This is a genomic window from Vibrio rhodolitus, assembly GCF_003350325.1.
Taxonomy (GTDB): domain Bacteria; phylum Pseudomonadota; class Gammaproteobacteria; order Enterobacterales; family Vibrionaceae; genus Vibrio; species Vibrio rhodolitus.
In genome coordinates this window covers 222,392-247,822 of sequence record NZ_QLYZ01000005.1, presented here as the reverse complement: position 1 = coordinate 247,822, position 25,431 = coordinate 222,392, and the positions used below count along the sequence as shown (strand labels likewise).

General features: G+C 45.3%; 12 protein-coding genes and 1 tRNA gene. 3 read left to right on the top strand and 10 right to left on the bottom strand.

Annotation, left to right across the window (positions count from 1 at the left end; translation table 11 throughout):
• Positions 1–359 precede the first annotated feature (359 nt).
• The 3 genes from DPF93_RS07775 to DPF93_RS07765 all read right to left on the bottom strand — a co-directional run bounded on the left by DPF93_RS07775 (position 360) and on the right by DPF93_RS07765 (position 2,214).
• The gene (locus DPF93_RS07775) at positions 360–743 is read right to left on the bottom strand and encodes a hypothetical protein (protein ID WP_114765641.1); all 384 of its coding nucleotides are present in this window, start codon (positions 741–743) and stop codon (positions 360–362) included.
• Complete coding sequence (locus DPF93_RS07770; RefSeq protein ID WP_114765640.1) at positions 736–2,034, bottom strand: site-specific integrase; 1,299 nt, start codon at positions 2,032–2,034, stop codon at positions 736–738. Before DPF93_RS07770 ends, DPF93_RS07775 begins: the two co-directional genes overlap by 8 nt.
• Before the next feature lie 89 nt (positions 2,035–2,123).
• Positions 2,124–2,214 (bottom strand) — tRNA-Ser (locus DPF93_RS07765).
• A gap of 319 nt (positions 2,215–2,533) precedes the next feature.
• Between DPF93_RS07765 and DPF93_RS07760 the strand changes: the two genes are divergently transcribed.
• On the top strand, positions 2,534–3,211 hold the full coding sequence (locus DPF93_RS07760; protein ID WP_114765639.1) for a MaoC family dehydratase: 678 nt from the start codon (positions 2,534–2,536) through the stop codon (positions 3,209–3,211).
• 89 nt (positions 3,212–3,300) lie between these two features.
• On the opposite strand, the gene DPF93_RS07755 is transcribed toward DPF93_RS07760, so the two are convergent.
• Positions 3,301–4,116 carry a phosphate ABC transporter substrate-binding protein gene (locus tag DPF93_RS07755; protein WP_114765638.1) on the bottom strand — a complete coding sequence of 272 codons (816 nt, stop codon included), beginning with the start codon at positions 4,114–4,116 and terminating at the stop codon, positions 3,301–3,303.
• Between the two features lie 187 nt (positions 4,117–4,303).
• Here DPF93_RS07755 and DPF93_RS07750 point away from each other — a divergent pair, with 187 nt between their 5' ends.
• Positions 4,304–4,657: a DUF3024 domain-containing protein gene (locus tag DPF93_RS07750; protein WP_114765637.1), complete on the top strand. Its 354-nt coding sequence runs from the start codon at positions 4,304–4,306 to the stop codon at positions 4,655–4,657.
• Here the strand turns inward: DPF93_RS07750 and DPF93_RS07745 are convergent.
• Together DPF93_RS07745 and DPF93_RS07740 are read right to left on the bottom strand one after the other, a co-directional pair.
• Entirely contained in the window at positions 4,654–5,298 is a 645-nt protein-coding gene (locus tag DPF93_RS07745) for a TetR/AcrR family transcriptional regulator (protein WP_114765636.1), read from the bottom strand. The genes DPF93_RS07750 and DPF93_RS07745 overlap by 4 nt on opposite strands.
• Positions 5,299–5,386: 88 nt before the next feature.
• Entirely contained in the window at positions 5,387–18,805 is a 13,419-nt protein-coding gene (locus tag DPF93_RS07740; RefSeq protein ID WP_114765635.1) for a retention module-containing protein, read from the bottom strand.
• 347 nt (positions 18,806–19,152) lie between these two features.
• Between DPF93_RS07740 and DPF93_RS07735 the strand changes: the two genes are divergently transcribed.
• A complete protein-coding gene (locus DPF93_RS07735) occupies positions 19,153–20,745 on the top strand; it encodes an EAL domain-containing protein (RefSeq protein WP_114765634.1) in 1,593 nt (530 codons plus the stop codon).
• Between the two features lie 55 nt (positions 20,746–20,800).
• Here DPF93_RS07735 and DPF93_RS07730 read toward each other — a convergent pair whose 3' ends face one another.
• The 4 genes from DPF93_RS07730 to DPF93_RS07715 all read right to left on the bottom strand — a co-directional run bounded on the left by DPF93_RS07730 (position 20,801) and on the right by DPF93_RS07715 (position 25,429).
• Positions 20,801–21,709, bottom strand: a complete 909-nt coding sequence (locus DPF93_RS07730; protein WP_114765633.1) for an aldo/keto reductase — start codon at positions 21,707–21,709, stop codon at positions 20,801–20,803.
• A gap of 268 nt (positions 21,710–21,977) precedes the next feature.
• Positions 21,978–23,033: a 3-deoxy-7-phosphoheptulonate synthase AroG gene (gene aroG / locus DPF93_RS07725; protein WP_114765632.1), complete on the bottom strand. Its 1,056-nt coding sequence runs from the start codon at positions 23,031–23,033 to the stop codon at positions 21,978–21,980.
• 466 nt (positions 23,034–23,499) lie between these two features.
• Entirely contained in the window at positions 23,500–24,402 is a 903-nt protein-coding gene (cyoE, locus tag DPF93_RS07720; RefSeq protein ID WP_114765631.1) for a heme o synthase, read from the bottom strand.
• Complete coding sequence (locus DPF93_RS07715) at positions 24,395–25,429, bottom strand: COX15/CtaA family protein (protein WP_114765630.1); 1,035 nt, start codon at positions 25,427–25,429, stop codon at positions 24,395–24,397. Before DPF93_RS07715 ends, cyoE begins: the two co-directional genes overlap by 8 nt.
• Between the last annotated feature and the right edge of the window lie 2 nt (positions 25,430–25,431).

Here is a 25,431-nt window from a genome sequence, read left to right as displayed (position 1 = left end):
ATCTGACAGAAACGGAATAGAGCTATGCGTCTAAATAATATCTGTCCAGTTATGAGTTACGATGCGTTCAGACCAACCACGTCCATACATTAGTGTATGTATATTAATCTAGTTCAATTTAACGCCAGCAACTCTTAACAACATTATGCACCTAATATCTATTTTGAGCATCGGTAGACGATGTAACTCAAACAGAAAAACTTAAGCCAAGAGTAATGCCGCGTTGATTGAACCGTAAGCAAGGTGATTCTATAGCCTGCCTCGATCTACTCCTGATGCTTGCTTTGGTTAAGTCTCGCCAAAGTGGTGTTTATCCGAAAATTAGAGCACCGCAAGCGGTGCTCAGATAGCAATTGGATTTACTCAACCTGTATTGAGATTGACCATCCATTTCCTCTTGTTGTAACGCTCACGTCCAAACCATGGCTTTGCACAAAATCAATTAGTTGCAAAAGCTTTTCTTCCCTTTCAATCTCTTGAGAAAGCACACCGTAACCAAGCATCTCTTTGAATCCGTAAAATGAATCCACAACAGCGTAGAGTTGATTCACATGCTGGATGTAATTCGCCACCGTTAAATCACTATTTCGCTTTAACGCCGTCTTCAGGCGGTACACAAGCCGTATGGCTTCTAGGCTAATCCCGCATGCGACTAGATTTGAGAAATCATAAACCTGCGTGAATTCAGCATGGTCTAGAGCACTTATTACAGACTTCAATTCAAAGTGAGCGAGCTTACGCATGGCAATCTCCTTCTAGAGTAGGAAAGGTATTCACCGCTCCTTGCAGCTTAAGTAGATCAGTATTTTTGCCGTATCGCCCGTAAGTGATATTTGGGTGAGCATGACCGACGATTTCCGACACAACGTGCTCAGCAACCTCGGCCATTTTTAGCTCATCAATAAAAGTATGCCTAAATGAGTAAGCTGTAGGTCGCTCCTTGGGCTTCATTCCAATAGCAGTTTGTACCTTGCCTAAGTGTGTTCTATAGCGGAAAGACCAATCATGGTTCTTACCGTGGGGTTTATAGTCGAATAGTTGCTTCAGGCGCTTACGGTTACGTTCTTCGACATATTCAATGAAACCAGAGTCCACTAACGCACGATGGACAGGAACTAAACGATATGCATTTTTGGTTTTAAGACGTTGCCTCTCGTTAGAGTCAGAACAGGTGATGCAATAGATCCCACCGACCTTCTTAACGTCTGTAGTCGATAACTGGCACGCTTCAGCGGGCCTCAAGCCATGATAGATCTGTAATCTCGTTACCCAGTCAAATTGCTTATCCCTACTTAGATACTCACTTGAAGAAAGTAACTTAGTGAGTTCATCTAATGTCCATCGCGAACGCTCCTCAGAAGCTTTTGAAGCTTTAGATTTGGGAGCTTTTACTGATTGGAATGGATTACTGGCAATCGTTTCTCGCTGTACACACCAAGTAAAAAACTGCCTGAGCGCCGCGAGGTAGTCTTTGATTGTCTTAGAACCCAGCCCCCGAGCTAGTAGGCTGTCTCGATATACCATAGCTGTTTTAGGCGTTACTGGTAGCTTTCGCTTTCTAACAAAAAATATGAAGTCTGTACAACGCTGCTTTAGCTGAACAGAAGATAGATGAGTAATATTTTCAAGGCTTTTCGAGCGAATAAAGTCATCTAGTTCATTTGCGAAGAACTTCGAGTCTTTCGAAGGCTGTTCAGGCAAAGCTTCCACAGGTGCTGGTGGCGGAGTTTCGACGGTAACTGGCGCATGATGAGGCTCCATCTTCGAACTCGTCTTAAATTCCTCGCGTACACGCTTTATCAACACCAGGAGAATGGCTTTAAACGTCTTGTACGGCATGTACTGATTGAGTGCTCTATCGAACAGAGAGCAGATAGCACTAGCTAAACGAGTGTTACGCTTAATCGCTTCACGACGCGTTTTAGTAAGCAAAGAGAAGCGAACTTCCTTCGGATAGTCATGTGAGTTTTGTAGAAAAACAGGGGTGGCAATACGTGTGTAGTACACGCCAGAAGCCAGTTTTATCAAATACATATGTATCACCTATCTGTGTTAGGTGACTTTTCTATGCTTCAGATACGAAAAAAGCCTTTGATAATCAAAGGCTTTTTTCTAAGAATAAGTGGCGGAGAGATAGGGATTTGAACCCTAGATACGCTATTAACGTATGCCGGTTTTCAAGACCGGTGCTTTCAACCACTCAGCCATCTCTCCGTTGCGGGACGTATATTAGTGACAGCCGATCCGCTTGTAAAGCAATAATTCATAGCCCGTTGTTCAATCGCTCACAAAGCCAGCGCCGGTTTGGGCTGAATTAACTACTAAATGAGCGACTTAATATGCAACTCAATCAAGCAAAAGCTCTAGCTGATCACATTACAATAAAATAGTGTTTTATTGTTATTTTATTGAATTATAATAACTTTATAGCTTTAAGAGAACACATGTACGCCCGAAAGTAATTGCAGTTATTTGTGAAGTACTTCAAAATTAGTGCAATTAGCGCCGTCTATGGTCTTTTTCTGAGGTTTTTATGAAAGTCGCTGACTTATTTAAACATCGTGGTGAACACGACTCCAAGCATCAATCTGAATTCATGCAATGGATGTCCCCTGCTGTACGTGAGTACTGGGGTGAGTTTCTGAACAAAGCGAACAACCGCCACCTATTTACTAGGTTGCGTGACCTTCAGCAACCTGCTGTTAACGACGAGCCGCCACAGCCAAAACCAATTGAAATGAAGCCTGAAGCACAAGCGCTTTACATGGAATTGGAACAGAAAATCGATACTGTGATTCACACTGGCGAGTGGGTACACGTTTCTCAAGAACGTATTAACCAATTCGGTCAAGTTACTGAAGATATGCAATGGATCCATACCGATCCTGAGCGTGCAGCGGCAGAATCACCATTTAAGACCACTATCGCACACGGCTTCCTGACTTTGGCATTACTACCAAAAATGACGGACAGTGTTGATCCGGAAAACACTTTGTTCCCAACGGCGAAAATGGTGGTAAACCTTGGTTTGAACCAAGTACGTTTCCCATACCCAGTAAAAGCGGGTAACAATGTTCGCGCAGTGAGCACTCTTTCAAAAGTGACCCCGATTAAAAAGGGTTTAGAAATTGAGCGTGAAATCAAAGTGGAAATTGAAGGCGTACGCCGCCCAGCAGCAGTAGTCGTTTCAGTTATTCAACTGCACTTCTAAACTGTTAGCAGTTTGACGATTTATTGAGAAAGGAGAGCGGCGCTCTCCTTTTTTATTGCCTATTTTTTGCATCGATATTGGCTAGTTGATTACTTAGCTGCGGTGTAGCCGTAATCAGTGATCAGTTGCTTCGCTTGTTGGCTATCAAGAAAGTCGACAAACTGTTTCGATTCAGCATCTAACTTGTCATTTTTGTACAGCACCAAAAACGGGCGTGCAAGTTCATAACGGTTTTCAATCACGTTCTTGTTCGTCGGCTCTACCCCTTCAAAATTGATTGCTTTGACTGAGCTATCAACCGATCCCATTGAAACAAAACCAATCGCTTGAGAGTTATGGTTAACCAGTGTTTTGACCATGCTGTTGCTGTTTACCACTAAGTTATCAGGGTTCACATCAGACACCATTCTGCCATTTACGATTTTGGTTAAGCCGAGTAAGCTTTCAAAGCTATATTGTGAGCCTGAAGAGGCTTCACGCGTTACCACGGCGATTTGTTGATCCGCCCCGCCTAACTGTTTCCAGTTGGTGATTTTGCCTTTGTACACATCGTAAAGTTGCTCACGAGTAATATTAGTTACTGAGTTAACTTGGTTCACGATGACCGCTAAACCATCCATAGCGATAGTTTGTACCGTCATAGATTCATCTAATTCACTTTCGGTCAAATAGCGTGAACTCATACCAAGTTCCGCAACGCCCTTTTTAACCAGCGTAATGCCTGCTGTTGAACCGATGCCCTGAACGGCAATGTATGTGTTTGGATTTGCTTGGTTATATTGCTCGGCGAGCACATCCATTACACGAGCAACAGAAGTCGAGCCTGAAATATTGATTTCGCTGGCTGATACAGAGAGTGTCATCAAAGGTAGTGAGATTAGCGCAGCTAAGGCGACTCGAATCATAAAGTTCTCCATTTACTAAAGTGGTCATTTACGCCTGATAACCAACAGAGTGCGATTTGCACAATTCGGCGGTTAACAAACCAGCATTAGCATATGGCGATTTGATGACAATTTTGTGAAAGGGGGTGCAGACGCCAGCAAATGTAAGCCATACTATAACGGTAGTAACGATTGTTCTGGAGAGGATATGGGGTTAGTAAGTTTGCTGCAGCGTCAGGTGGAAAGCCGCGCTGAAACTATCTGTCGTTTCCGCAATCAAAACCTTCCTGCCGAATTAGGTAAGGCAAGCTTTGAGCCTATTACCAATGGGGTGGTGTTTTTTAAACAGCACTACCTTTTGGATTCAGCGCACTGCGATTACACGTCGCAAGTCGCCAAAATTGAGTGGGATGATAGCGTCAACTCGTGGTGCTTATTTGTCGCTGATGAACAAGATGACGAAATATGGCTTCCCTACCCCTATTTGCCACAAAGCAATGACTTAACCGCACTCATGCGCGAGTTGGATAAAGATCCTAAATCTTTGTTCTGGGATGATTAAGCCTGTTGCTTGGGCAAGTGAAACATTCCTTCTGTCAGCAGTTTAATATTGTGCTCTAACAGCTGTTCAAGAAACTGATCATTCAGCTGAACACCATGAATTGCTAGCATAGATGGCGGGGCGACGAATGGAAACACCATCAGTGAAATAAACGAGACTCGGCATAAGTTCGGCTCAAGATCGCGGCGAATCACACCATTTTCAAGTAGTTTATCAAACATTATCGTCTGGATTGGTTTGGCAATATCATCAATAACTTTCTCTAACAGACGACGCTGAACCATAGACTCTGGCGTATTCATCACCTGCAAAATCAAACGCGGAAACTGCGGGTTTTTACTCATCTCTTGATAGTAAGTTCGCATAATGCTGACCAAGTTGCCTTGACTGATTTCCTTTTGCAGTTTTCCCATTCGTTGATTAATCGGCTCTAGGGTTTCTCGCAGCATGGTTTCGAACAAACCTTCTTTGTTGCCAAAATAGTAGCGGATTAAAGAGCTATCGACTTGAGCTTTGCTAGCGATTAAACGAATGGAAACTTTGTCATAAGCCATAACGGTAAATAGCTCACGCGCAGCGGTGATAAGCTTGTCACGCGCATCAGTTTTACTACTTGGTCTACCGGCTTTACGTTTATTCATGCGTTTGTTCTATCCCTCTGACATTTAATAAAAAAGCACCGCGAGCGGTGCTTTCAGCTTATCTGATTTTCATCTCTAACACGATAGGTTAGGTATCATGTAGGAAGACGTTTTCATCCACCAAGGTAGACAGCATTTGCGACTGGTTAGAGGTATCAAGTGTTAAACTCTGTGCTAAGTTTTCTACCACTATGGTTTGCTCTTCACCACCGACGATATCACCTTCTGGTTTGATGGTCAGGGTGACATCATTGTTCTGCACGCCAACCTCAATATGGTCTAGTAGCTCATTGATATCAACACTTGGTGATTTCAATTCAGGTAGTACATCTCGCAAGTCGATCTTGTCTTCTTGAAGAGTAAAGTCCGTGATCGTATCAACAGCGCCATCGGAGATTTCATTCCAGACGAACACATCTTCACCCGTGCCACCGGTAAGAATATCCGAGCCAAGTCCACCCTCAATAATGTCATTGCCCGCGCCACCGATGATGGTGTCATTCCCTTCACCACCAAACAGCACATCGTTGCCATCACCGCCGACAATGCGATCGTCACCCTGACCAGACTTGAGCTCTACTCCACTATCATCACCGATCAGCTGCACGTCATCGACTGCGGCTGATTGGTCAATATCGCTACCATCGGCAACCACATTGAGCGCGATATCTAGTGGTGTCGATTGCGCCGTTTCGCCATCATCATTAGAGACTGCGACTAACTGGATAGTGTGATTACCAATACCCGCACCGACGATCTCTATGCTATCAATCTCATCAGCATCAATGGTGTAGACGCCATTAACCGCAGTCACTTCTCCTGAAGAGGTATTAACCGTCGCCCCCGCAGGCACCTGAGACATCTCTAACGTAAGGATCTCGTTAATATCTGTCAGCGCGGCAAGAATACCGACAATGGCAATACCATTGTTGCTGGCCGCGAGGTTGGCAGAAATGTTACGCACATAGTCAAAGCCCGGTTTCACTGACAAAGTCGGCGCATCTGCCACCGGATTAACCGTAATTGTATGATCTTTGGTGGTTGTCAGTGGAATACCCGATGGGTTACCAGAATCTGTCGCCGTCACCGTCAACGTGATATCAGCAGCAGTGGCAAAGCTGGCATCCAGCATCACCCCTTCACCACTGTTTGGCGTATCTAGTAAGGCGTTAACCTCATTGAGCGGTCCAAGCAACGTAATGCTGCTGCCCGTTGCCGGAGTAACAGTAATATTGCTTGGCGTTGGCAACACCACACTTAACTCACCGTAACTGACCTCTAGCTTCACGCTAATCAAATCACCAGCATAAGCATCAACGTAATCCACATCACTTACCATAATGCCCGAGATTTGCTGCGCAGCGGCTTCATCAATGGCTGTCGTTGCAGAATTCACATCGACATCTGGAGCATCGTTGACACCTTCGACCGTCAACGAGATGGTTCCCGTGTCAGTGAGGAAGTTGTCCACTCCGTTATCCGTACCGTTATCTTCAATTTCATAGGTAATTTGCACATCACCATTGAAGTTAAGCGCAGGTTTGAATGTCCATGTGCCGTCGATATTTTCCACAATCGTGCCTTGATCGGCAGGGACACTCATCGATTTAATGATAAGCGTCTGTCCTTCCGGATCAGGGTCGCTGCTTAGCCCTGGACCAATCAACTGCGAAGGGCTAATTTGAATCGAGTTGTCTTCATCAATCGTGCCTAGATTAACATCAACCGCGTTTGGCTTGTCGTTAAGCTCAGAGACATTAATAACAAACTCAGCCTGATTCTCATTGTCGGTCGCTGGCGTACCATCAACTAACCCAAGGTTGCCGTTGTCATTCACAGTTGCCGTGACTTTAACACCATCAGGGTCAATCAGATTGTTGCTATTTAACGCTGGGGTAAACAGTACCAAATCTTCGCCCAAGGCTTTGTTTATCTCCGCAACCGTACCTTGAATCTCAATCGTGTTACCACCTGTGATAGTCACGGTTAAACCATTCGCTGCTGCTACCGTGGCATCTTGCGCAATCGTGCCACTGTCGACGGTTAACGTCAGTGTGTAGTTAGCGCTTGGGTCGTCCAGTGTGGCGTCGATGTCATTGATGGTGAAACCTTTCACCGCAACCGTGGTATCTTCTTCGGTTTGCAGATCGCCAATGCCTTCAAAGTATGGACGGTCATTCACTGCCTCAACCGTCACGCCGACTTCAAACTCGCTCACTGGTCCTAAGAACTTATCACCATTGTATTTGGTATCCACTGACTGAACTTTGATAGTTAAAGAGTCTGGGTTCCACGTACCTTGGTTTTGTTCACCAGAATTAAACACAATTTTATCTAATGACTGGGCATTGACCTCTAGTTGCCAAACGCCGCCACCAAGATTGGTTGCCAGTGTCGTGCCATCAGGGAAATAAATTTCGCCGCCGTCTGGAACGTTTTCTACCGTCACAAGTAGAGTCTCGGGTTGGTCTTGGTTTGCATCACCCGGCAGCAAGTCGACTTTATCTGTCACGCTAGCGTTGATGGCGATTTCAATATTCTCACCCTCATTGCCCGTTACGCTCGCCACTGGGTCTGTATCAACCACATCGCCAACCGGTGTCACATCGATTTGGAACTGTCCGGTATGTTCAACAGGCACACCTAACAACTTCTCTTCGGTATACACCACAATGCCAATATCAGCCTTGCCACTAAAGTTTGCCGCAGGCTTAATCGTGATATCCGAGAGATCAATGCTAGTCACGTTTGGATTATTCAATTGAATCGTCCATTCGCCACCACCGTTGTTCTTAACCACAAAATCACTCGACGAGCTGTTTACAATAAAGTCATCTGGTAATCCTGTTAGCTTGACCGATAAGAACACTTCTGAACCATCGGTGTCATTTAAAGCAATGGTCAAGCCAGAGCCACCAGCACTAAGATCAATATCAGTATCTTCATCGCCGACCACAACCACATTATTGCCATCAGGTGCGGTAATCGGGTCAATCACTGGTGTAATTTCAAATGAAGCATCAACATTAAACGTCCGATCCGCCTGACTGTTTGGCGTTTGCGTCGTGGACGTATCATCAAAGGTTGTTTGATCGGTAATTGTTCCTGTTACCGATATTCCAACAGTATTGATATTGTTGCCCGTTGGATAATTCTCTTTCGGTACAAAATAGATCTCTTGAAGCGCCGCTTCGATAACTGCCGGATCGGTCGATTCAATCACCAATTTACCCGGCTCAGTGGTTGAAAGTGGCTGACCATTAATATCAGCAAAATAACCAAGATCGCTATCTGCTAATTCAATTTCAACTTTAGTAAGAACTTCACGACCTTCATTCGTGGCATTGCGTTGGTCGGCCAGGTCGATATCAACCACCAATTTTATCAGGTTGTCTTCTAGTGCTTCACCCGCAACTTGCGCCCCTGTGCCTTTCTCTACCGATGTCGCGCTGACACCAACCGAAGGAGTGACATTATTATCACTTGGCTGGGCTGTGCCGCCATCCGGTTGGCCAGTGACTGGAACATCAACCAATGGGCTAACCGCAACAGGTACTTTATACAATATCGAGTTTTCATCCCCTGACTGGGTATCTGTCGTCACCACGGTCATTGGGATAAGGAAATCACCCGCGTAATCGTCTGGCGTGGTAAACGTCAGACCCGGCGGGAAAGTCAAAACACCACTTGCGTCAACTGAACCTTGGAAGATGTATAGCTCGTTGGCAAAGTCATATTGTGCACCGCCAATTTGCAGCCCTTTTACCTCATCAGGAATGTCAGCTGCTGCAATCACGACCGTCACCTGATCAGGTACTGTATCCGCGGTATTCGGTTCTATTTGGAAGATCTTTGACAGCTGTGAGCTTACATCGAAAACATTATCTTCGGTGCCAATCACAATCGCAGCAGCATTCTCAGCAAGAGTGATCTCATCAATCTCAGCAGCAACACTTGGGGCTGGTGTCACCGATTCTGGGAACACCAAATCAATCGTTGTGCTTACTTCTCTTGGCGCACTGCCTTCGTTTTCATCACCTTTGTCGATAACTTGCGTGACAAACTCAACGCCGATGGTGTTTTCACTCGCCGAAGTGCTGTATTTCAAACCGTCCGGAGCTGAAATGGTAAAGTTTTCTTCGTCAATAATGGTCCATGAACCGTCACCATTGTTGATACCACCGAAGACATACAACTGATCCATCACATCATCAAAATCTTCACCCGCTGGTACTTTAAAGCGCACCACTACTTGGTCAACGACTTCATCTGAACTTGGGTCTAAATCTTCAAAAACGACAACATTGGCATCGCCATTTTTATCATTGATGGTAAAGACAATTTTACCGTCATCCGAACCATTATTGGTTGGATACTGATCATCACGAATCACAGTGACTGGATTGCCATCTTTATCTTCGATACGCAGCGTACCATCTGGCTCAACGACAGGGTTCACCACCACAGTGATGTCACCTTTCACATCTGCCGTTTTAATTAAAGTCGGATCGTCTTCATCAATCTCTTGAATCGTAACGGTCGTTTTCAACGGGAAGTTTGTACTTGAATCCTCTGGCGGCTTAACACTAATACTTGGTGCCGCTGTCGATTGATCTAACCCAGTGATGGTTAATGTCGAACCGTCAAAACTCGCACCAGGGAAATCACTCCAAACTTGGTTATTAATTTCAACATCACTGCCCGGAGGAAAGCCTTCTATCACAACTTTGGTAACGTATTCGTAGTCTCTGCCATTAGCCGTTGGCTGACTATCAGGCGCATTGTCCGGATCGGCAGTAACATTCCATGGCACTTTGATAAAGGTGTCTTCACGGCCAGTCACCGAGGCGTCATAAGTGTGCGTCGCGCCACCGGCTTCAATGACAGGTTCGATATTAACGCGAAGCTTGCCATCAATCTCACGCACATGACCATCATTCTCTGTAACAATCACTTTGGCATCAATGATGATGTCGTCAGTCGAGTATTTTGTAGGGCGAATAGTAATGCCCGCGTCGTATTCATCTTGCGTGATATTGGCTTGGTAAAGCGAGCCATTAGGACCTTCGCCAACATACACTAAGTCGATAGTACCGCCGTTCGCATCAAGCAGCTCAACATCATCAGGAATATTACTCAAGATCGCAGACAGTGACTCTGACTTATCAACCACGCCATCTTGCTCTTCACCAGACAATACCGCGAAGCTTATTTTCGCCTCCGTGCTTTCATCAATCGTCACCTGCGCGCCGAAAATCCCAGAGCCATCGTCATATTGGTACCATTTACCCAACTCCGGCCCTGTTGCTGGCTCCTCTGGCACATCAGGCAGATATGGGATATCAGCAACCCCTTTGACTGTCACGTTGACGGTTTTCGGATCTGCCATTGGCTTGATATCCACCGCTTGGTAAGGGTTACCAGCAGGATCGATTAGCGTCGCGGTATCTTTAACGAAGCCTTGTACGTCAAAGCTAAAGTTCTCATTGCTGTGCAATGGCGGCTGAACTTCCACAAATCGCAATGCTTCTTGTGGGATCTGATAAACACCTGGTGAAACCTCAACAATTGGGTTATCGCCAGTGCCAATCCAGCGCACTTCATACCCCACCAGCGGGTCACCATTTTCTTGGACAAAGTTGGTTAACTCAACAAACTGGCTTTCAGAGTTGTCACCAACGGTATCAATATCATCGGTAGAACCTAGAGTGATCACTTTATCCAAAGTGAAATCTAAATGATCGGTTTCAGGGTCAACCGTGTCTTGATTAGCAGCATTGTCTTCAAAAATAGTGATACGGCTGACACTAAACGACCCTTGGTCAGCGCTTGGTGCAACGTTGATAACTAACTTTTGCACTGCCGATTCGGCAGTATCTTTGGTCGCCAGCGGGTTATCGTTCTCTTTTGTTAACGCATAGACATCAAAGGTAATCGCCCCAGCAAAATGATCCACAGGATTAACCTGAACATCATCAATATCCACAGCTTCGATAATATAAACGCCCGGAGATACCTCGCTAATTGGCTGTCCTGCCCCATTTTCCAGAACAAAGTCACCTTGACCTGAGGTCACTTCCAAGCGATAGGTGATCGTTTCCGGATCACTGGTGTCTTGAGTTTCAGCCTGAAGCTTAAGCACAGCATTAGCATCATCTTCGACAATCGAATAACGTTCTTGGGTATTGCTCGTATTCCAAGTCGCAATATCGGCGACTGCTTCTACCTCAATATGTAGCTGGGACGTCACGGTATGATCGGCTACACCACTATTTAAAATCGAGACAGAAATCGGTACATCAAAACCTGCATCGCTGGATGAGTAGTTTCTATCTGGCACAAAGTAGAGGTTATTTAACGTAGCAACGTTATCGCTGCCAATGGTTTGAACCACATCACCACTTGATAGCAATACACTGCCGTCAGCTTGTACCGTGAGCGCTTTGTAAGTTGACGTTGCGGCATCGTAGAAATAGAACTGACCGTTATAAGTGCCAGGGCCAATCACCACATCACCTATTTTTTCATCGTTATCAATATCAAACAAATCAACCGTTAAGGTAATTTTGCTTGGCTCAACGGCTAACCCAGTTTGGTTATCTTCGGCATTGCTGTTGCTAATCGCAGGATCAAAGGTGAGCGTATCTGAACGTCCTGAATCTTCGAACGTCGTCACTTCAGCGGTTTTTATTTCCGCATCTTTATCAAAGATGGTTACGGTATAGGTTTTCACCGATGTATCTTGGTCACCATCAGTGGCTGTGACATTGAGACTAAAGGTAAGCTCGCCACCATCATGAGCAAGGTTTGTGACTGGCGTAAACAAGAAGCGCCCACGCTGAGAATCGTCAGGGCGGATCTCAAGCGAACCTAGTTGCTCGTAATTAAAGCCACCGCTGCCATCAGGACGCATCTCTACCACAGTCACTGTCGTAGTGATGCTATTTGGATCAATGCTTTCCACATAGCTGCCATCAGCCAGTTGGAATCGGATTTGCGAGTCTGCGGTGCTGTTGGCTTCAACTAGAGTAATTTCTGCGCCATCCGCTCCTGGGCGACCAAACATATTAACGTTAGTGCTGCTCGTCTCACCCTCAGTGACTTCAATGCTGCGGTTAGCGATACGCGGCACATCATCGACCACATCGATCGTCAAAGTGGTTTCGCCTGTTTCATCACCATCAAAATCCACCGCTTTGATATCAAAATCAATCGGCTGTAGGTTTTGCCCTTGCACAGGCGCATGATCAAACGGCTGAACGAGGGTAAACGAATACGTATTGTTGGCAGTATCAAACACCAGAGTAAACACCGTGTCACCGCTAGTCTCAGTCACCGCGGTATGTGTTACCGTGTTGCCAGATTCAATTACTGTATCCCACACTAACCCTTGGTTATCAGATGAGAGTTGATCTAATACTGTATCGAGGTTGGTGATCTGGTAATCAGCGATAGTATCCGCGCCTTCGACCACGGTGAACTGACCACCAATGGTGGTGCTTTCTTTGTTACCGTCTGAGCCAATGCCTGGAATGTCATCTTCATCCACGCTAGTGTCACCAGTAGTGCCTGTTAACGACGGCTTGTCATCATTAATATCAACAAATACCGTTTGCTTACTGGTATCACCATCTTTATCTTCGGCGACAACGGTGAAACTGAGGGTCGTTAAATCCGAATTCTCAGCATGGTCAATTGGCGCCAGCAATTTAAAACTATAACTACCGTCAGCGTTTAGCGTGAGTTCAAACACATCAACACTGCCGGCTTTCGCCGTGTAGACATATTGGTTAGTAGTTGCATCGATAACTGGCGCGCCAATCGTCACATCCACTCCGCCAGATTTAAGCCCAGCGACGGGATCGGTAGTCGACTCAAGGCTGTATTTAATAACCGAGTCGGCACCTTGGGTGGTGTTAAAGCTGCCACTGTCAGTTAACGCACTAGCGTCAGGGCTTGAACCTGCTTTGAGATCATCTTCGTTTACGCTTAAACGATCTGCTGAGTTGATCAGTGGAATATCATCGATGACGGTAATATCAAGCGGCAGCGGCGCACTCTGGTCGTTATCAAAATCGACCACGCTAACTTCAAAACCAATGGAAAGGCTGTTTTGCGGGTCAGCCAAATCGACCGGATGGTCGAGCGCTTTAAGCAACGTAAACTGGTAACTTTTCGTATCAATATCAAATACGACAGTAAACACTGACTCGCCCGATGCAGTTTCTGCGGTGTAAGTAAACTGGTTACCAACCTGAACTGGTGAACCATCACTCCACTTGAGAGCTTCACCACCAGAGGTGAGTGAATCTAACACAGTATCTTGGTTAGCAATCACCACCGATTTAATCCCGTCAGCACCAGCGGTAAAAGTGAAGGTACCGCTAGTCGAATTCGATTCTGGGGTCGAGTCTGAGCCTACAGTAGGGATATCATCCTCATCCACATAAGCGGGTATAGAAATGCTGTCGATGGTCGGTGCATCATCATTGATGGTGACTGGCAGAATAATCGAGCTTAAATCCCCGTCGAAATCTTGTGCTTGAACGGTAAATTGAAGCTGCTTGCTGTTCTCGCTATCGGCATGATCAATCGGCTGTTTTAACTCAAAGGTATAGCTGCCATCAGCATTTAACGTCAGCTTAAACACTTCAACTGTGCCCGCTTTCGCGACATACGTGTAGCTATTGGTAGTTGGATCAATGACTGGGGAATCTAACGTAATTGCCACACCGCCCGACTCTAAACCTGCGATCGGATTAGTTGCAGGATCGAGGCGATAAAGTACTACGCCATCAGAACCCTCTGTGGTGGTGAAATCACCGCCAACTAGCAAATCACCGGAACCATCTGTACCTAAAGGTAGATCATTTTCGTCGACGCTAAGTGGCTCAACATTGGTGATCTCAGGAACATCATCTTTAACTTTAATGGTTAGAGTTTTCGGTGGACTGGTATCATTGTCAGAATCCGTTGCCGAAATATTAAAACCAATCTCGATATCGTTTTCAGCTTCAGTCAGGTCAATCGGGTGATCCAGTGGCTGAAGTAAGCTAAAGCTATAACTGTTATCACTGGTATCAAACACCATGGTGAACACCGCATCGCCAGAAGCCGTCTCTGCTGTATAAGTAAACTGAGTGCCAGCTTGCACAGGAGAATCATCGCTCCACTTGAGCGCCTCGCCACCTGACTTAAGCGTAGTGATATCTGGGGAGGTTCCTTCAATTTGGAAGCTCTTGACCCCATCGGCACCTTCAGCAATATCGAAATTGCCCTTGATTACGGTGGACTCTTTGGTTGGGTCTGAACCCTCGACATCGGCGGTAGTTAAATCATCTTCATCAACTTGGGTTTGACCAGTAAAACCGTTGATGATTGGCGCGTCATCGTTAATCGTGACAGGCAGAACAATTGAACTTAAGTCACCATCTTGATCTTGCGCTTGGATAGTAAAGTCAATTTGCTCGCTACTTTCACCGGTCACATTATCAATCGGCTGTTTTAACTCAAAGGTGTAGCTGCCGTCAGAGTTTAGAACCAACTCAAACACTTCGACTGTGCCTGCTTTGGCAACATAAGTGTAAGTATTGTTGCTGCTATCAATGATAGGTGTGCCAAGTGTAATCGCAATACCACCCGACTCTAAGCCAGATACAGGATTGGTCGTCGGGTCAATGCGATATAACACGACCTTATCGGCACCTTCAGTGGTGGTGAAATTGCCACTTGCGGTAAGACTGCCGGTTCCATCTGTGCCCTGCGGCAAGTCATTCTCGTCAACACTAAGCGGCACAACGTTGGTGATCTCTGGAATGTCATCAACCACAGTAATGGTCAGCGTTTGCGCCGTGCTGGTGTCGTTATCAAAGTCAGTAGCACTGATATTAAAACCAATTTCAATATCGTTTTGGTTATCAGCTTCAGGGTGATCAAGTGGCTTTAACAAGTCAAATTGGTAACTATTATCATTGGTGTCAAATACCATGATAAAGACCGCATCACCAGACGCTGTCTGCGCAGTATAAGTAAACAGAGTGCCATTTTGCACTGGAGAATCATCACTCCATTTAAGTGCTTCACCTCCGGATTTCAGCGTAGCGATATCTGGCGAGGTAGACTCTATTTGATAACTTTTAACACCATCAGCACCTTCTTTAATCACAAAGTTGCCGGAAATCGACGTTGATTCCTTGTCAGGGTCTGAACCTTGATGACTGGTGTTATCCAAATCATCTTCATCTACTCGCGTTTGCCCAGTAAAACCACCAATGACTGGCGCGTCATCGTTTATCGTGACAGGCAAGACAATCGGGCTAAGATCGCCATCTTGATCTTGCGCTTGAATAGTAAAGTTAACTAACTCGTTATCTTCTCCATCTTGGTGATCGATTGGCTGTTTTAACTCAAAGGTATAACTGCCATCAGCATTCAGTGTGAGCTTAAACACCTCAACCGTGCCCGCTTTGGCTACATAGGTGTAGTTGTTGTTGCCATCAATAGTCGGCGGATCAAGAGTAAGCGAAACGCCAGCCGTAGCTAAACCCGCGACTGGGTTAGTTGTCGGGTCGATACGATACAGTACTACGCCATCGGCGCCCTGTGTGGTAGTAAAGTCTCCACCGACAATCAGGTCACCCGTTCCATCAGTGCCTTGAGGTAAGTCATTTTCATCAACGCTGAGCGGCTCGACGTTTGTGATTTCGGGAACATCATCTTTAACGGTGATCGTCAGCGTTTTAGGGGCGGTGGTGTCGTTATCAAAGTCGGTTGCACTGATATCAAAACTAATTTCGATATCATTTTCACCATCAGCCGTTGGGTGGTCCAGTGGCTTGATTAAATTAAAGCTGTAGCTGTTGTCATTGGTATCAAACACCATGATGAACACGGTTTCACCAGAAGCGGTCTCAGCAGTATAGGTAAATTGTGTTCCACTTTGTGCTGGCGAGTCATCACTCCACTTCAGCGCTTCACCACCGGACTTTAAGCTAGCAAGATCCTGTGAGGCAGTATCAATTTGGTAGCTCTTGATCCCATCGGCACCCTCTTTAATATCAAAGTTGCCGGTGATTGATGTCGATTCTTTACTCGAGTCTGAACCTTGATGAGCGCTGGTGTTAAGATCATCTTCATCAACCTCGGTTTGCCCAGTAAAACCATTCAGCACAGGCAAATCATCATTAATCGTCACAGGCAAAACAATTGGACTTAAATCGCCATCTTGGTCTTGCGCTTGAATAGTAAAGTTAATTAACTCGCTGTCAGTACCTGTTTGATGATCAATTGGCTGTTTCAGCTCAAAGGTGTAACTGCCATCGGCGTTTAAGGTTAGTTCGAATACTTCGGCACTGCCTGCTTTAGCCGTATAGGTATAAGTGTTGCTGGTAGCATCAATCACTGGGGAATCTAACGTGATGGTTACACCACCCGAAGTTAACCCTGCAACAGGATTAGTCGCCGGGTCAATGCGATAGAGAACAACCCCATCTGCACCTTGCGTAGTGGTAAAATCTCCACTTGCAGTCAAGCTGCCACTACCATCTGTGCCAAGCGGTAAATCATTTTCATCAACACTTAACGGCTCAACGTTAGTGATCTCTGGAATATCATCGGTGATCTTGATCGTGAGGGTTTGCGGCGCTGTTGTATCGTTGTCAAAGTCCGTCGCACTGATATTAAAACCAATATTCAGCTCATTCTCGCCATCTGCCGTGGCATGATCAAGAGGTTGAGATAATTCAAAACGGTAGCTGTTGTCATTGGTGTCGAATATCAAGGTAAATACCGTTTCACCAGAGACTGTTTCCGCGGTATACGTAAACTGCGTCCCACTTTGAACTGGCGAGTCATCACTCCATTTCAGTGCTTCACCGCCAGATTTAAGCGTGGTGATATCTGGGGACGTGGTATCGATTTGGTAACTCTTTACGCCATCTGCTCCCTGTTCAATCACAAAGTTACCGTTGATGATGGTCGTTTCTTTGTCAGGGTCAGAGCCCGGAACCGAAGAAGTGGTTAAGTCATCTTCGTCCACCTCAGTTTGCCCAGTAAATCCGGTGAACTGAGGCTTATCATCAAGAATAATGATAGGCAGTAAACCTTGTGCGGTATCACCATCAAAATCTGTGGCTGTGATAGGTAAACTGATCGTGGTGGTATCACTTCCTTGGGCGTGGTCAATGGGCTCGAGTAAGCTAAAGGTGTAATCCCCGCTTGGCTCTACTTCAATGGTAAACACCGGACCTGACGATGTTGCGCCAGTATAAGTAAAACTTGAGTCGCCATTATCTACTTCGGTAATGACTATCGTCTCGCCGTGAGCTTTGAGAGCCCCTTGCTGATTAAACTGAGAAATATCGAGACGATATTGGGCGATTTGGTCACTGCCAAGCCCCATATCAACCATGTTACCTTTGACGGTCTCAGCAATATTTGTGTCCGTACCATCGGTCAGGTTGGCTTCATTCACTGTCACGCTAGGGACTTGAGCGATATCGGGATCATCACCATCCACAATGGTTACAGTTGCTGCGATTGGAGAGCGAATCGCGTTACCACCGCTGTCAGTACCTGTAATGTCGAAAGAGACGACGATCTGATCATTAATCAGAGCAACGTTACCACCGCCAACACTTGGCACGTGGTCAATAGGCTGATTTAGTGTGGTGGTTAAGGAGAGTTCGACATTTTTACCCAGATTACTGGTATCTATATCGATTTTGAGCACTTCATCGGCACCGACAGTACCAACAATAGCATTTTGGCTAGCATCGTAAGTGAAAAGGACGTCTTGTCCTGAGGCAGTAATGTCTGTATTAAGTTCGTTGAGTAGTGCAGTTAGAGAGTTTGCTTCAGGGACAAAACTGTCCGCGTCGAGCGGTAAGTCACCCGCTTCAATCAAAACCTTGTTGGTTATCGAGGTTGGGTAGCCATCAATGGCATCTAGGTCTCCCTCGATCAGCAGTTCGGATATTGACTCACCACCAGCGGCAAACACTAAACCTCTACCATCGTCTTCGGGGTCGTCTATTTGGTCTCGCGCTATCCCTGAGGTTTCAAAAAATGTTTGAGCTAACACTTCCGGGTTGTTGAATTCTACTGTGATAAAACCTGCGTTTGCTGAGCCAAGCACACCACCGGCAGCAGTAGCTTCTAAAATTTCAGTCGGGTCTTCCCCTGCTAAAATTGCCGCTTGAATTGCTTCGATGTCATCAACGTTGAAGTCACCATTTTGCCCGAGGTCGAATGAGATTGAGCCATCAACAAGAGCCGTGTTAAGGGTACCTTGCTCATCACCACAAGCAACGCAGTTCTCTGGGATATCAACCACCTCAACCTGCTCGGTCAACTCAACACTAGAGTTTTTGGCGGTCACAATCAGTTCGTTAGCTTTGAGCACATCACCGACGGCCAGAACTCGTGCCTTTCCATGGCTGTCTATCGCGATCACTTCACCCACGACTTTGACGACTTTTGTTCCCTCGATAAGAACTTGCTCGTCCATACTATCCCCCGAAATCTTGAACTTAATAAGTTGTTATTTTATTGATGTTTTTATCAGCTCTAATGTAACAAATTTTTTCTGGTTTGGGTTACATTTCACAAATTAAAGTGACATGTTTTGCATTATGTTAAGTATAGTCTTGGAAACGAGATAAATGGGGAAGTTCGTCTGTATAAATACGACTTTAGAGCTTTAATATTACTAGGGTTTGGATTATCTTCTCCCCCGTTAACAAACGACTCTCGTTTTTTAAGTATTTAGAACGAAATATGAGGTCAAAAAGACACCAATCTTTTACTGTTAACTGCACACTGAATATTCATCTAGAGTAATAAAATCGGCTTTCAATGAGATCACCAAACACGACTGGGACGAACGCGACAAGCTTAGGAAAAAGCACATTTAGCCATTTGCCAAACTTAATGCCAGTGGTCGTTATTTTTTTGCTCGCGTTTGCCTTCTCGCTACTGGGTAACTACTACTACACACAAAAAGCCATCAAGCACGATGGGCAAGAGATCGTTAATTTACTCGATAACTACATTGATAAAGTGGCACATGAACTGGTCGCTTTAAATGGTACCGTCAGTGCAAACTGTTCTCCTCAAGACAAACTACGCTTACGCGAATACGCATTTAACTCACGATTTATCAAGGAAGTTGGCATCTACCGTGATGGTTATGTTGTCTGCACCAGCAATGAAGGTCCACGCAGCATTAAGTTATCAAACCTTATTTTAGATCGTATTAGTGACTCAAAAAACCAAGTCACTATTTCCATTGGCAACTCTAAAAGTGGCATATCCACTTTCTTCATTTACGCCTCCGTAGACAACTCCCTCGGTCTCAATGCACTGCTGCCACCCGAGCGCTTTTCCAATCTGATTGCGCAATACCTAAAAGCACGTGAGTACCAGTATCGCCTGACTATACTCAACTATGAACTTACTCAGGGCAGTAGCGCGCAATCTGACTATACAGAAAGCTTGACCTTTGACTCTCAGCATTACCCATTTAAGATTGAGCTAAAGCCAACCTTAGGCACTTATCAATACCACTATTTCGCCCATTTATGGCAAGCGATTCTGGTTGCATCCATCTGTTCGCTACTCTATTTAATTGTTGGTTATCAATTGCTTGCTAAACGCTCAATGGAATACACCTTGCTTAGTGCGATTCGCAACAATGAGATTGAACTGTATCTACAGCCGATTGTTGATATTGACAATAATCAGGTGGTGGGAAGTGAAGCGTTGGTGCGTTGGAATCATCCCACGCAGGGCAGAATTTCACCTGAGGTGTTTATTCCCTTGGCGGAAAATCTAGGGGTAATAGATTCACTCACAGAAAAAATGCTGTTTATGGTGGCAGATTTTCTCCATGCTAACCCAAGTTATCAAGAGTCTAAATACGTCAGCGTCAATGTTAGTCGTATCTCTCTGATCGATGGTCACTTCTTAGATAGCTTGACCCAATTCGCCGAGCAATACCCTCACTTTGTTGACAGTATTTTGCTGGAAGTGACGGAAAGTATCGATCTCGATAAGCAACAACTTAACAGTGCGTTAAACAACCTAACTTGTATACGTGCGCTTGGATTTAAGCTGGCAATTGATGATTTTGGTACCGGGTATTCTGGGCTTAATTTCATTCGCTTACACTCATTCCAAGTTATGAAGATCGACCAAGTGTTCATCAAGAGCTTGTACTCTGAGTCAAATATTACGCCAGTCCTTGTCTCTATGATCCAGCTAGCGAAAGAACTTAATATGAAAGTAATCGCCGAGGGTGTAGAAACTGAGCAGCAGATAGAAATCTTACGTGGGCTTGGTGTGAGTTATATCCAAGGCTATTACTACTCTTATCCAGTAAGACCAGAAGCACTGCTGAAAATAAGTGAGCAGGATAACTATACGCCAGCGGCAGAAACCGCGGCGTAAAAAAGCCAGCGCAAAGGCTGGCTCATATCAATAAAGAATACGCTTAGCTCGCTCTCTATGGCACACCGTGCCCTTTAGAGGCAACCCAAACTCGGTACCATTGCTCACGCGTCAACTCAATACTCAAGGCATTGATAGCTGTTTCAACACGCTCAATTTTGCCTGACCCAATGATTGGTAGCGGTTTTGATGGCAACTTACGCACCCACGCATAAATCACTTCATCAATTGAGTTAGCGCCAACCTCAACACGGATTAGTTCTAACTCTTCACGCACTCGTTTCGCTTGCGCTGTTTCACCACTAAAAATGGCACCGCCACCTAAACATGACCACGCCATAGGACGAATGCGCGCTTTTTGCAGTTGATCAAGCGTACCGTCATGGGCGACATCAAAGTTAAGTGGGTTAATCTCTACCTGGTTAGTAACTAATGGTTTGTGTACTCTGTCCTGTAGCAAGTCAAACTGAGCAGGAGAAAAGTTTGACACACCGAAGTGCTTCACCTTACCGACTTTGTGTAGCTCAGCAAAAGCCTCTGCCACTTCATCGGCATCCATCAAAACATCAGGACGATGAATGAGCAATAGATCAATTTGCTCGATATTTAAGCGGCTTAGTGAGTTGTTTACCGATTCGTAAATATGAGCGGCACTGGTATCGTAGTGATTAACCTTGCGCTCTGGGAACTTATCGCTACACAGTTTAATATCGCATTTGGTCACAATTTCAATCTGATTGCGAACCGAAGGATCGAGCTTTAGCGCTTCGCCAAACAGCTGCTCACACTCGTAATTACCGTAAATATCAGCATGGTCGACTGTAGTAATACCCAAATCGATGTGCTGCTTCAAAAATGTTAGGCGCTGCTGAGGTGTCATCCCCCATTCTGCTAGGCGCCAATAGCCTTGCACTAGTTCTGATAAATCTGGTCCTTGCGGACCAACCGTCACTTTAGACACCATGTCTTACCCTCCTAAAAAACTGAACTTAGGCTATGCCGGAATCTTCCCTTACTCAATATGCAAATCAGTACATTAAGTGATGAACTTCTCATTTTGCGCCGTCACGCACAATAACACAGGTTGCAATAGCGAACCTTAAGTGAACGTGCTAGCCCATCATTGCACTTTTTACTAAACCAGCATTAATAAGTTTAGAAGCTCTATTTTTGGATAACTGAAAACAAAAAAGGCTCCTATGATAAGGAGCCTTGCAAACGAAAAGAGAGAATTACTTCAGGGCGCGACGCGCTTTAACCGCTTCAGCAAGTTGCTTGAGCGTTTTCTCCGTATCTTCCCAGCCAATACAGGCATCAGTAATTGATTGACCGTAAGTCGACGCTTTACCGTCAATCAAGTCTTGGCGACCTTCAACTAAGTGAGACTCAATCATCACACCAAAAATAGCGTCTTCACCACCAGCAATTTGTTGGGATACATCTTCACAAACATTGATTTGACGCTGGTACTGCTTAGAGCTGTTGGCATGACTGAAGTCGATCATCACTTTTTGCGGCAAACCTGATGCTTCTAGCTCTTGCTTAATTGCCCCCACATGTTCGGCGCTGTAGTTTGGCTCTTTACCACCGCGCAAAATGATATGGCAGTCAGGGTTTCCGCTGGTTTCAATAATCGCAGAGTGTCCAAACTTAGTAACCGAAAGGAAGTGGTGAGAAGCGCTTGCTGAGCGGATAGCATCAGAGGCAATCTTGATGTTGCCATCGGTACCGTTTTTAAAACCAACCGGGCATGAAAGACCTGATGATAGCTCGCGGTGAACTTGAGATTCAGTTGTACGAGCACCAATTGCCCCCCAACTGATCAAATCAGCGACATATTGCGGCGTGATCATATCCAAGAATTCACTTGCCGTTGGCATTCCCATGTCTGTCAAATCTAGCAGCAGTTTACGACCGATACGTAAACCATCATTGATTTTGAAGGTGTCATTAAGGTACGGGTCGTTAATTAGACCTTTCCAACCAACGGTTGTGCGTGGTTTTTCGAAGTAAACTCGCATCACCACTTCAAGTTCTTCACCTAACTCATCGCGAAGCACCTTGAGCTTCTTACCATATTCCAATGCCGCTTGCGGATCATGAATTGAACACGGTCCAACAATCACGAGTACACGGTCATCTTTGCCCTGCAAAATATCAGAAATTGCCTTGCGAGAACGAAAAGTGGTTGAAGAAGCGGTTTCTGTCGCCGGAAACTTCTCTAAAACGGCAATCGGTGGGAGTAATTCTTTTACTTTATTAATACGTACATCATCGGTTTGAAACATCGCTACTTCTTCCTGTTTTTACGATAGACCCATATGCAACTGAAAGTTTGCTGTCATTTGTCTATCTTATTTATCCTGTCCCTTGTAACTTATCTGCCTAAAACAACACTTGCAACCACTTTTTAAATCAAAAGGCAATAATTTGGCATTTTTTACAAAAAGCAAAATATGTAAATTTAAACATACACACAATTAATGGACATTCGGACTAGAGCAAACAGAAACATTAACGTCTTAATATCATTACGTTAGCGATACATCGCACGCCATGCCATTTGTAGTTGAAGAGGGAAATAGCGCGACTGTTTTACTAGGACGTAAAACTTTTACTCATGAAGCGTAAAGAAAAGTGTGCGCTGGGCACGTATAGATATCACACAACCGCCTGTTATTTAGGCAATACAGGACGAAAATGTAACCCTGCATTGCCTGTAATCATCGGCTTATTCAAAGACGATTAGAATAATCAAACCGCACCCCAGTAGTGATCACCTAATAGCAATAAGAAGAGTAGCATCAAATGATAGATAGAAAATTTAAATGTCTCTATCGCGGTTTTTTCCTCCGGATTGAATTTAAGCTTCCATGCATAACCGATAAAGCCCGCACTTAAGAGAGTGGAGCCGATCCAATAAACTGCACCGGACATGCCAACTAATGCTGGCAATAAGCAGATGATGGCTAACAGCACGGTGTAGAGCAGGATCGAGGTTTTGGTATACTCCTCGCCATGGGTGACCGGCAACATCGGGATGTCCGCTTTGGCGTAATCGGCTTTGCGATGGATCGCTAGCGCCCAGAAATGAGGTGGTGTCCAGATAAAAATAATCATCACTAACAACCAAGCGTGACCATGCAACTCACCCGTTACAGCCGTCCAGCCAAGCAGCGGTGGCATTGCTCCCGCAATTCCTGCAATAACTATATTTTGCGGCGTTGCGCGCTTTAAATACATGGTATAAACCACTGCATAACCGAGCAAACTGGCAAAGGTTAGCCAAGCCGTTAGCTGGTTCACTCCTGCAAATAGAATTACAAACCCGAGTAAACCTATCGAAGTCGCAAACAACATCACGCGGCTTGGCGCAAGCTCACCACATGGCAGTGGTCGACGATGAGTGCGAAACATGATTGCGTCAATTCTTCGATCAATTAGGTGATTAAACGCAGCAGCGGAACCCGCCATCAAACCAATACCAACCATACCCAACAGGCTTTGTTGTAGAGGTAACGCCCCCGGTACGGCTAAACACATGCCAACCAAAGCAGTCAGTAGCATCAGTGCGACCACTTTGGGTTTAGTTAAGGTTAAGTAGCTGCGCCAAATTGAGCGTTCTTGGCGAATATCCGCAGTGATTGTTTTACTCATAGAAGGCCTCCTTGCCTAAGCTCTGCGAGTGAGAACAGGCGTTAAAACTTCCTGCGCGAAGAAACAAATAATTGATATACAAGGTATTGATCAGTAGCAGTGCCGCAACAAGGTTATGAGCAACGGCGATTGCTAGCGGTAAGCCAAAAGAGACATTGCTGATGCCTAAGCTAATCTGTACAAATAACAACATGCTGAGGCTAATGGCTTGCAGACGATATTGAGTGATGTTTTGACGCCAGAGACCAACAATTAGCGCCAGCAGCACAAGCGTTATGATCATCGCGCCGATGCGATGCGAGACATGAATCGTCATTCTCGCACCATAGTCTAACGTGCCAAACTCATAGCTCTCTTGCACCGGCTGAATCAAGCGAAACGCGTTCTCAAAGTCTAAATATCGCGACCACTCTCCCTGACAAATCGGCAATTCAGTACACATCAGTGCGGCGTAATTTGACGATGTCCAGCCACCAAGGGCAATTTGTGTAATTAAAACAACTACCGCCAACAAGGCTACAACGCGAAGACCCCGACCAATATTTTGACTCTGTAATAACTTGCGCTCAGTAACGCGCCAATAGGTTAAAGCAAGCAGACAAAATAACGTGAAACCGCCCAGTAAATGTCCCATCACCACCACTGGCATCAGTTTCATTGTGACTGTCCACATACCAAGCAGTGCTTGAAACAGTACTACCAGCGAAATTGATAGCGGTAATACAACCCCTAGTTGTTTTTGCTTTAAGGCAACCACCGTGATGGCAAATACCAGCAGACCTAAACTCCCCGCAAAATAGCGGTGGATCATCTCAAGCCATGCTTTGTCAGCCTCCACCACTAAATCAGGATAGAGAACCTGAGCTTGGTTTAGTTCACTCTCGGTGGTTGGCACATCAAGTTGACCATAACACCCTGGCCAATCTGGGCAGCCTAACCCGGCATCGGCAAGTCGCGTATACGCCCCTAGCAAGATCACACAAAACGTCATCACTAAGCTGATTTGAATCAATCGTTTAAGCATAATTG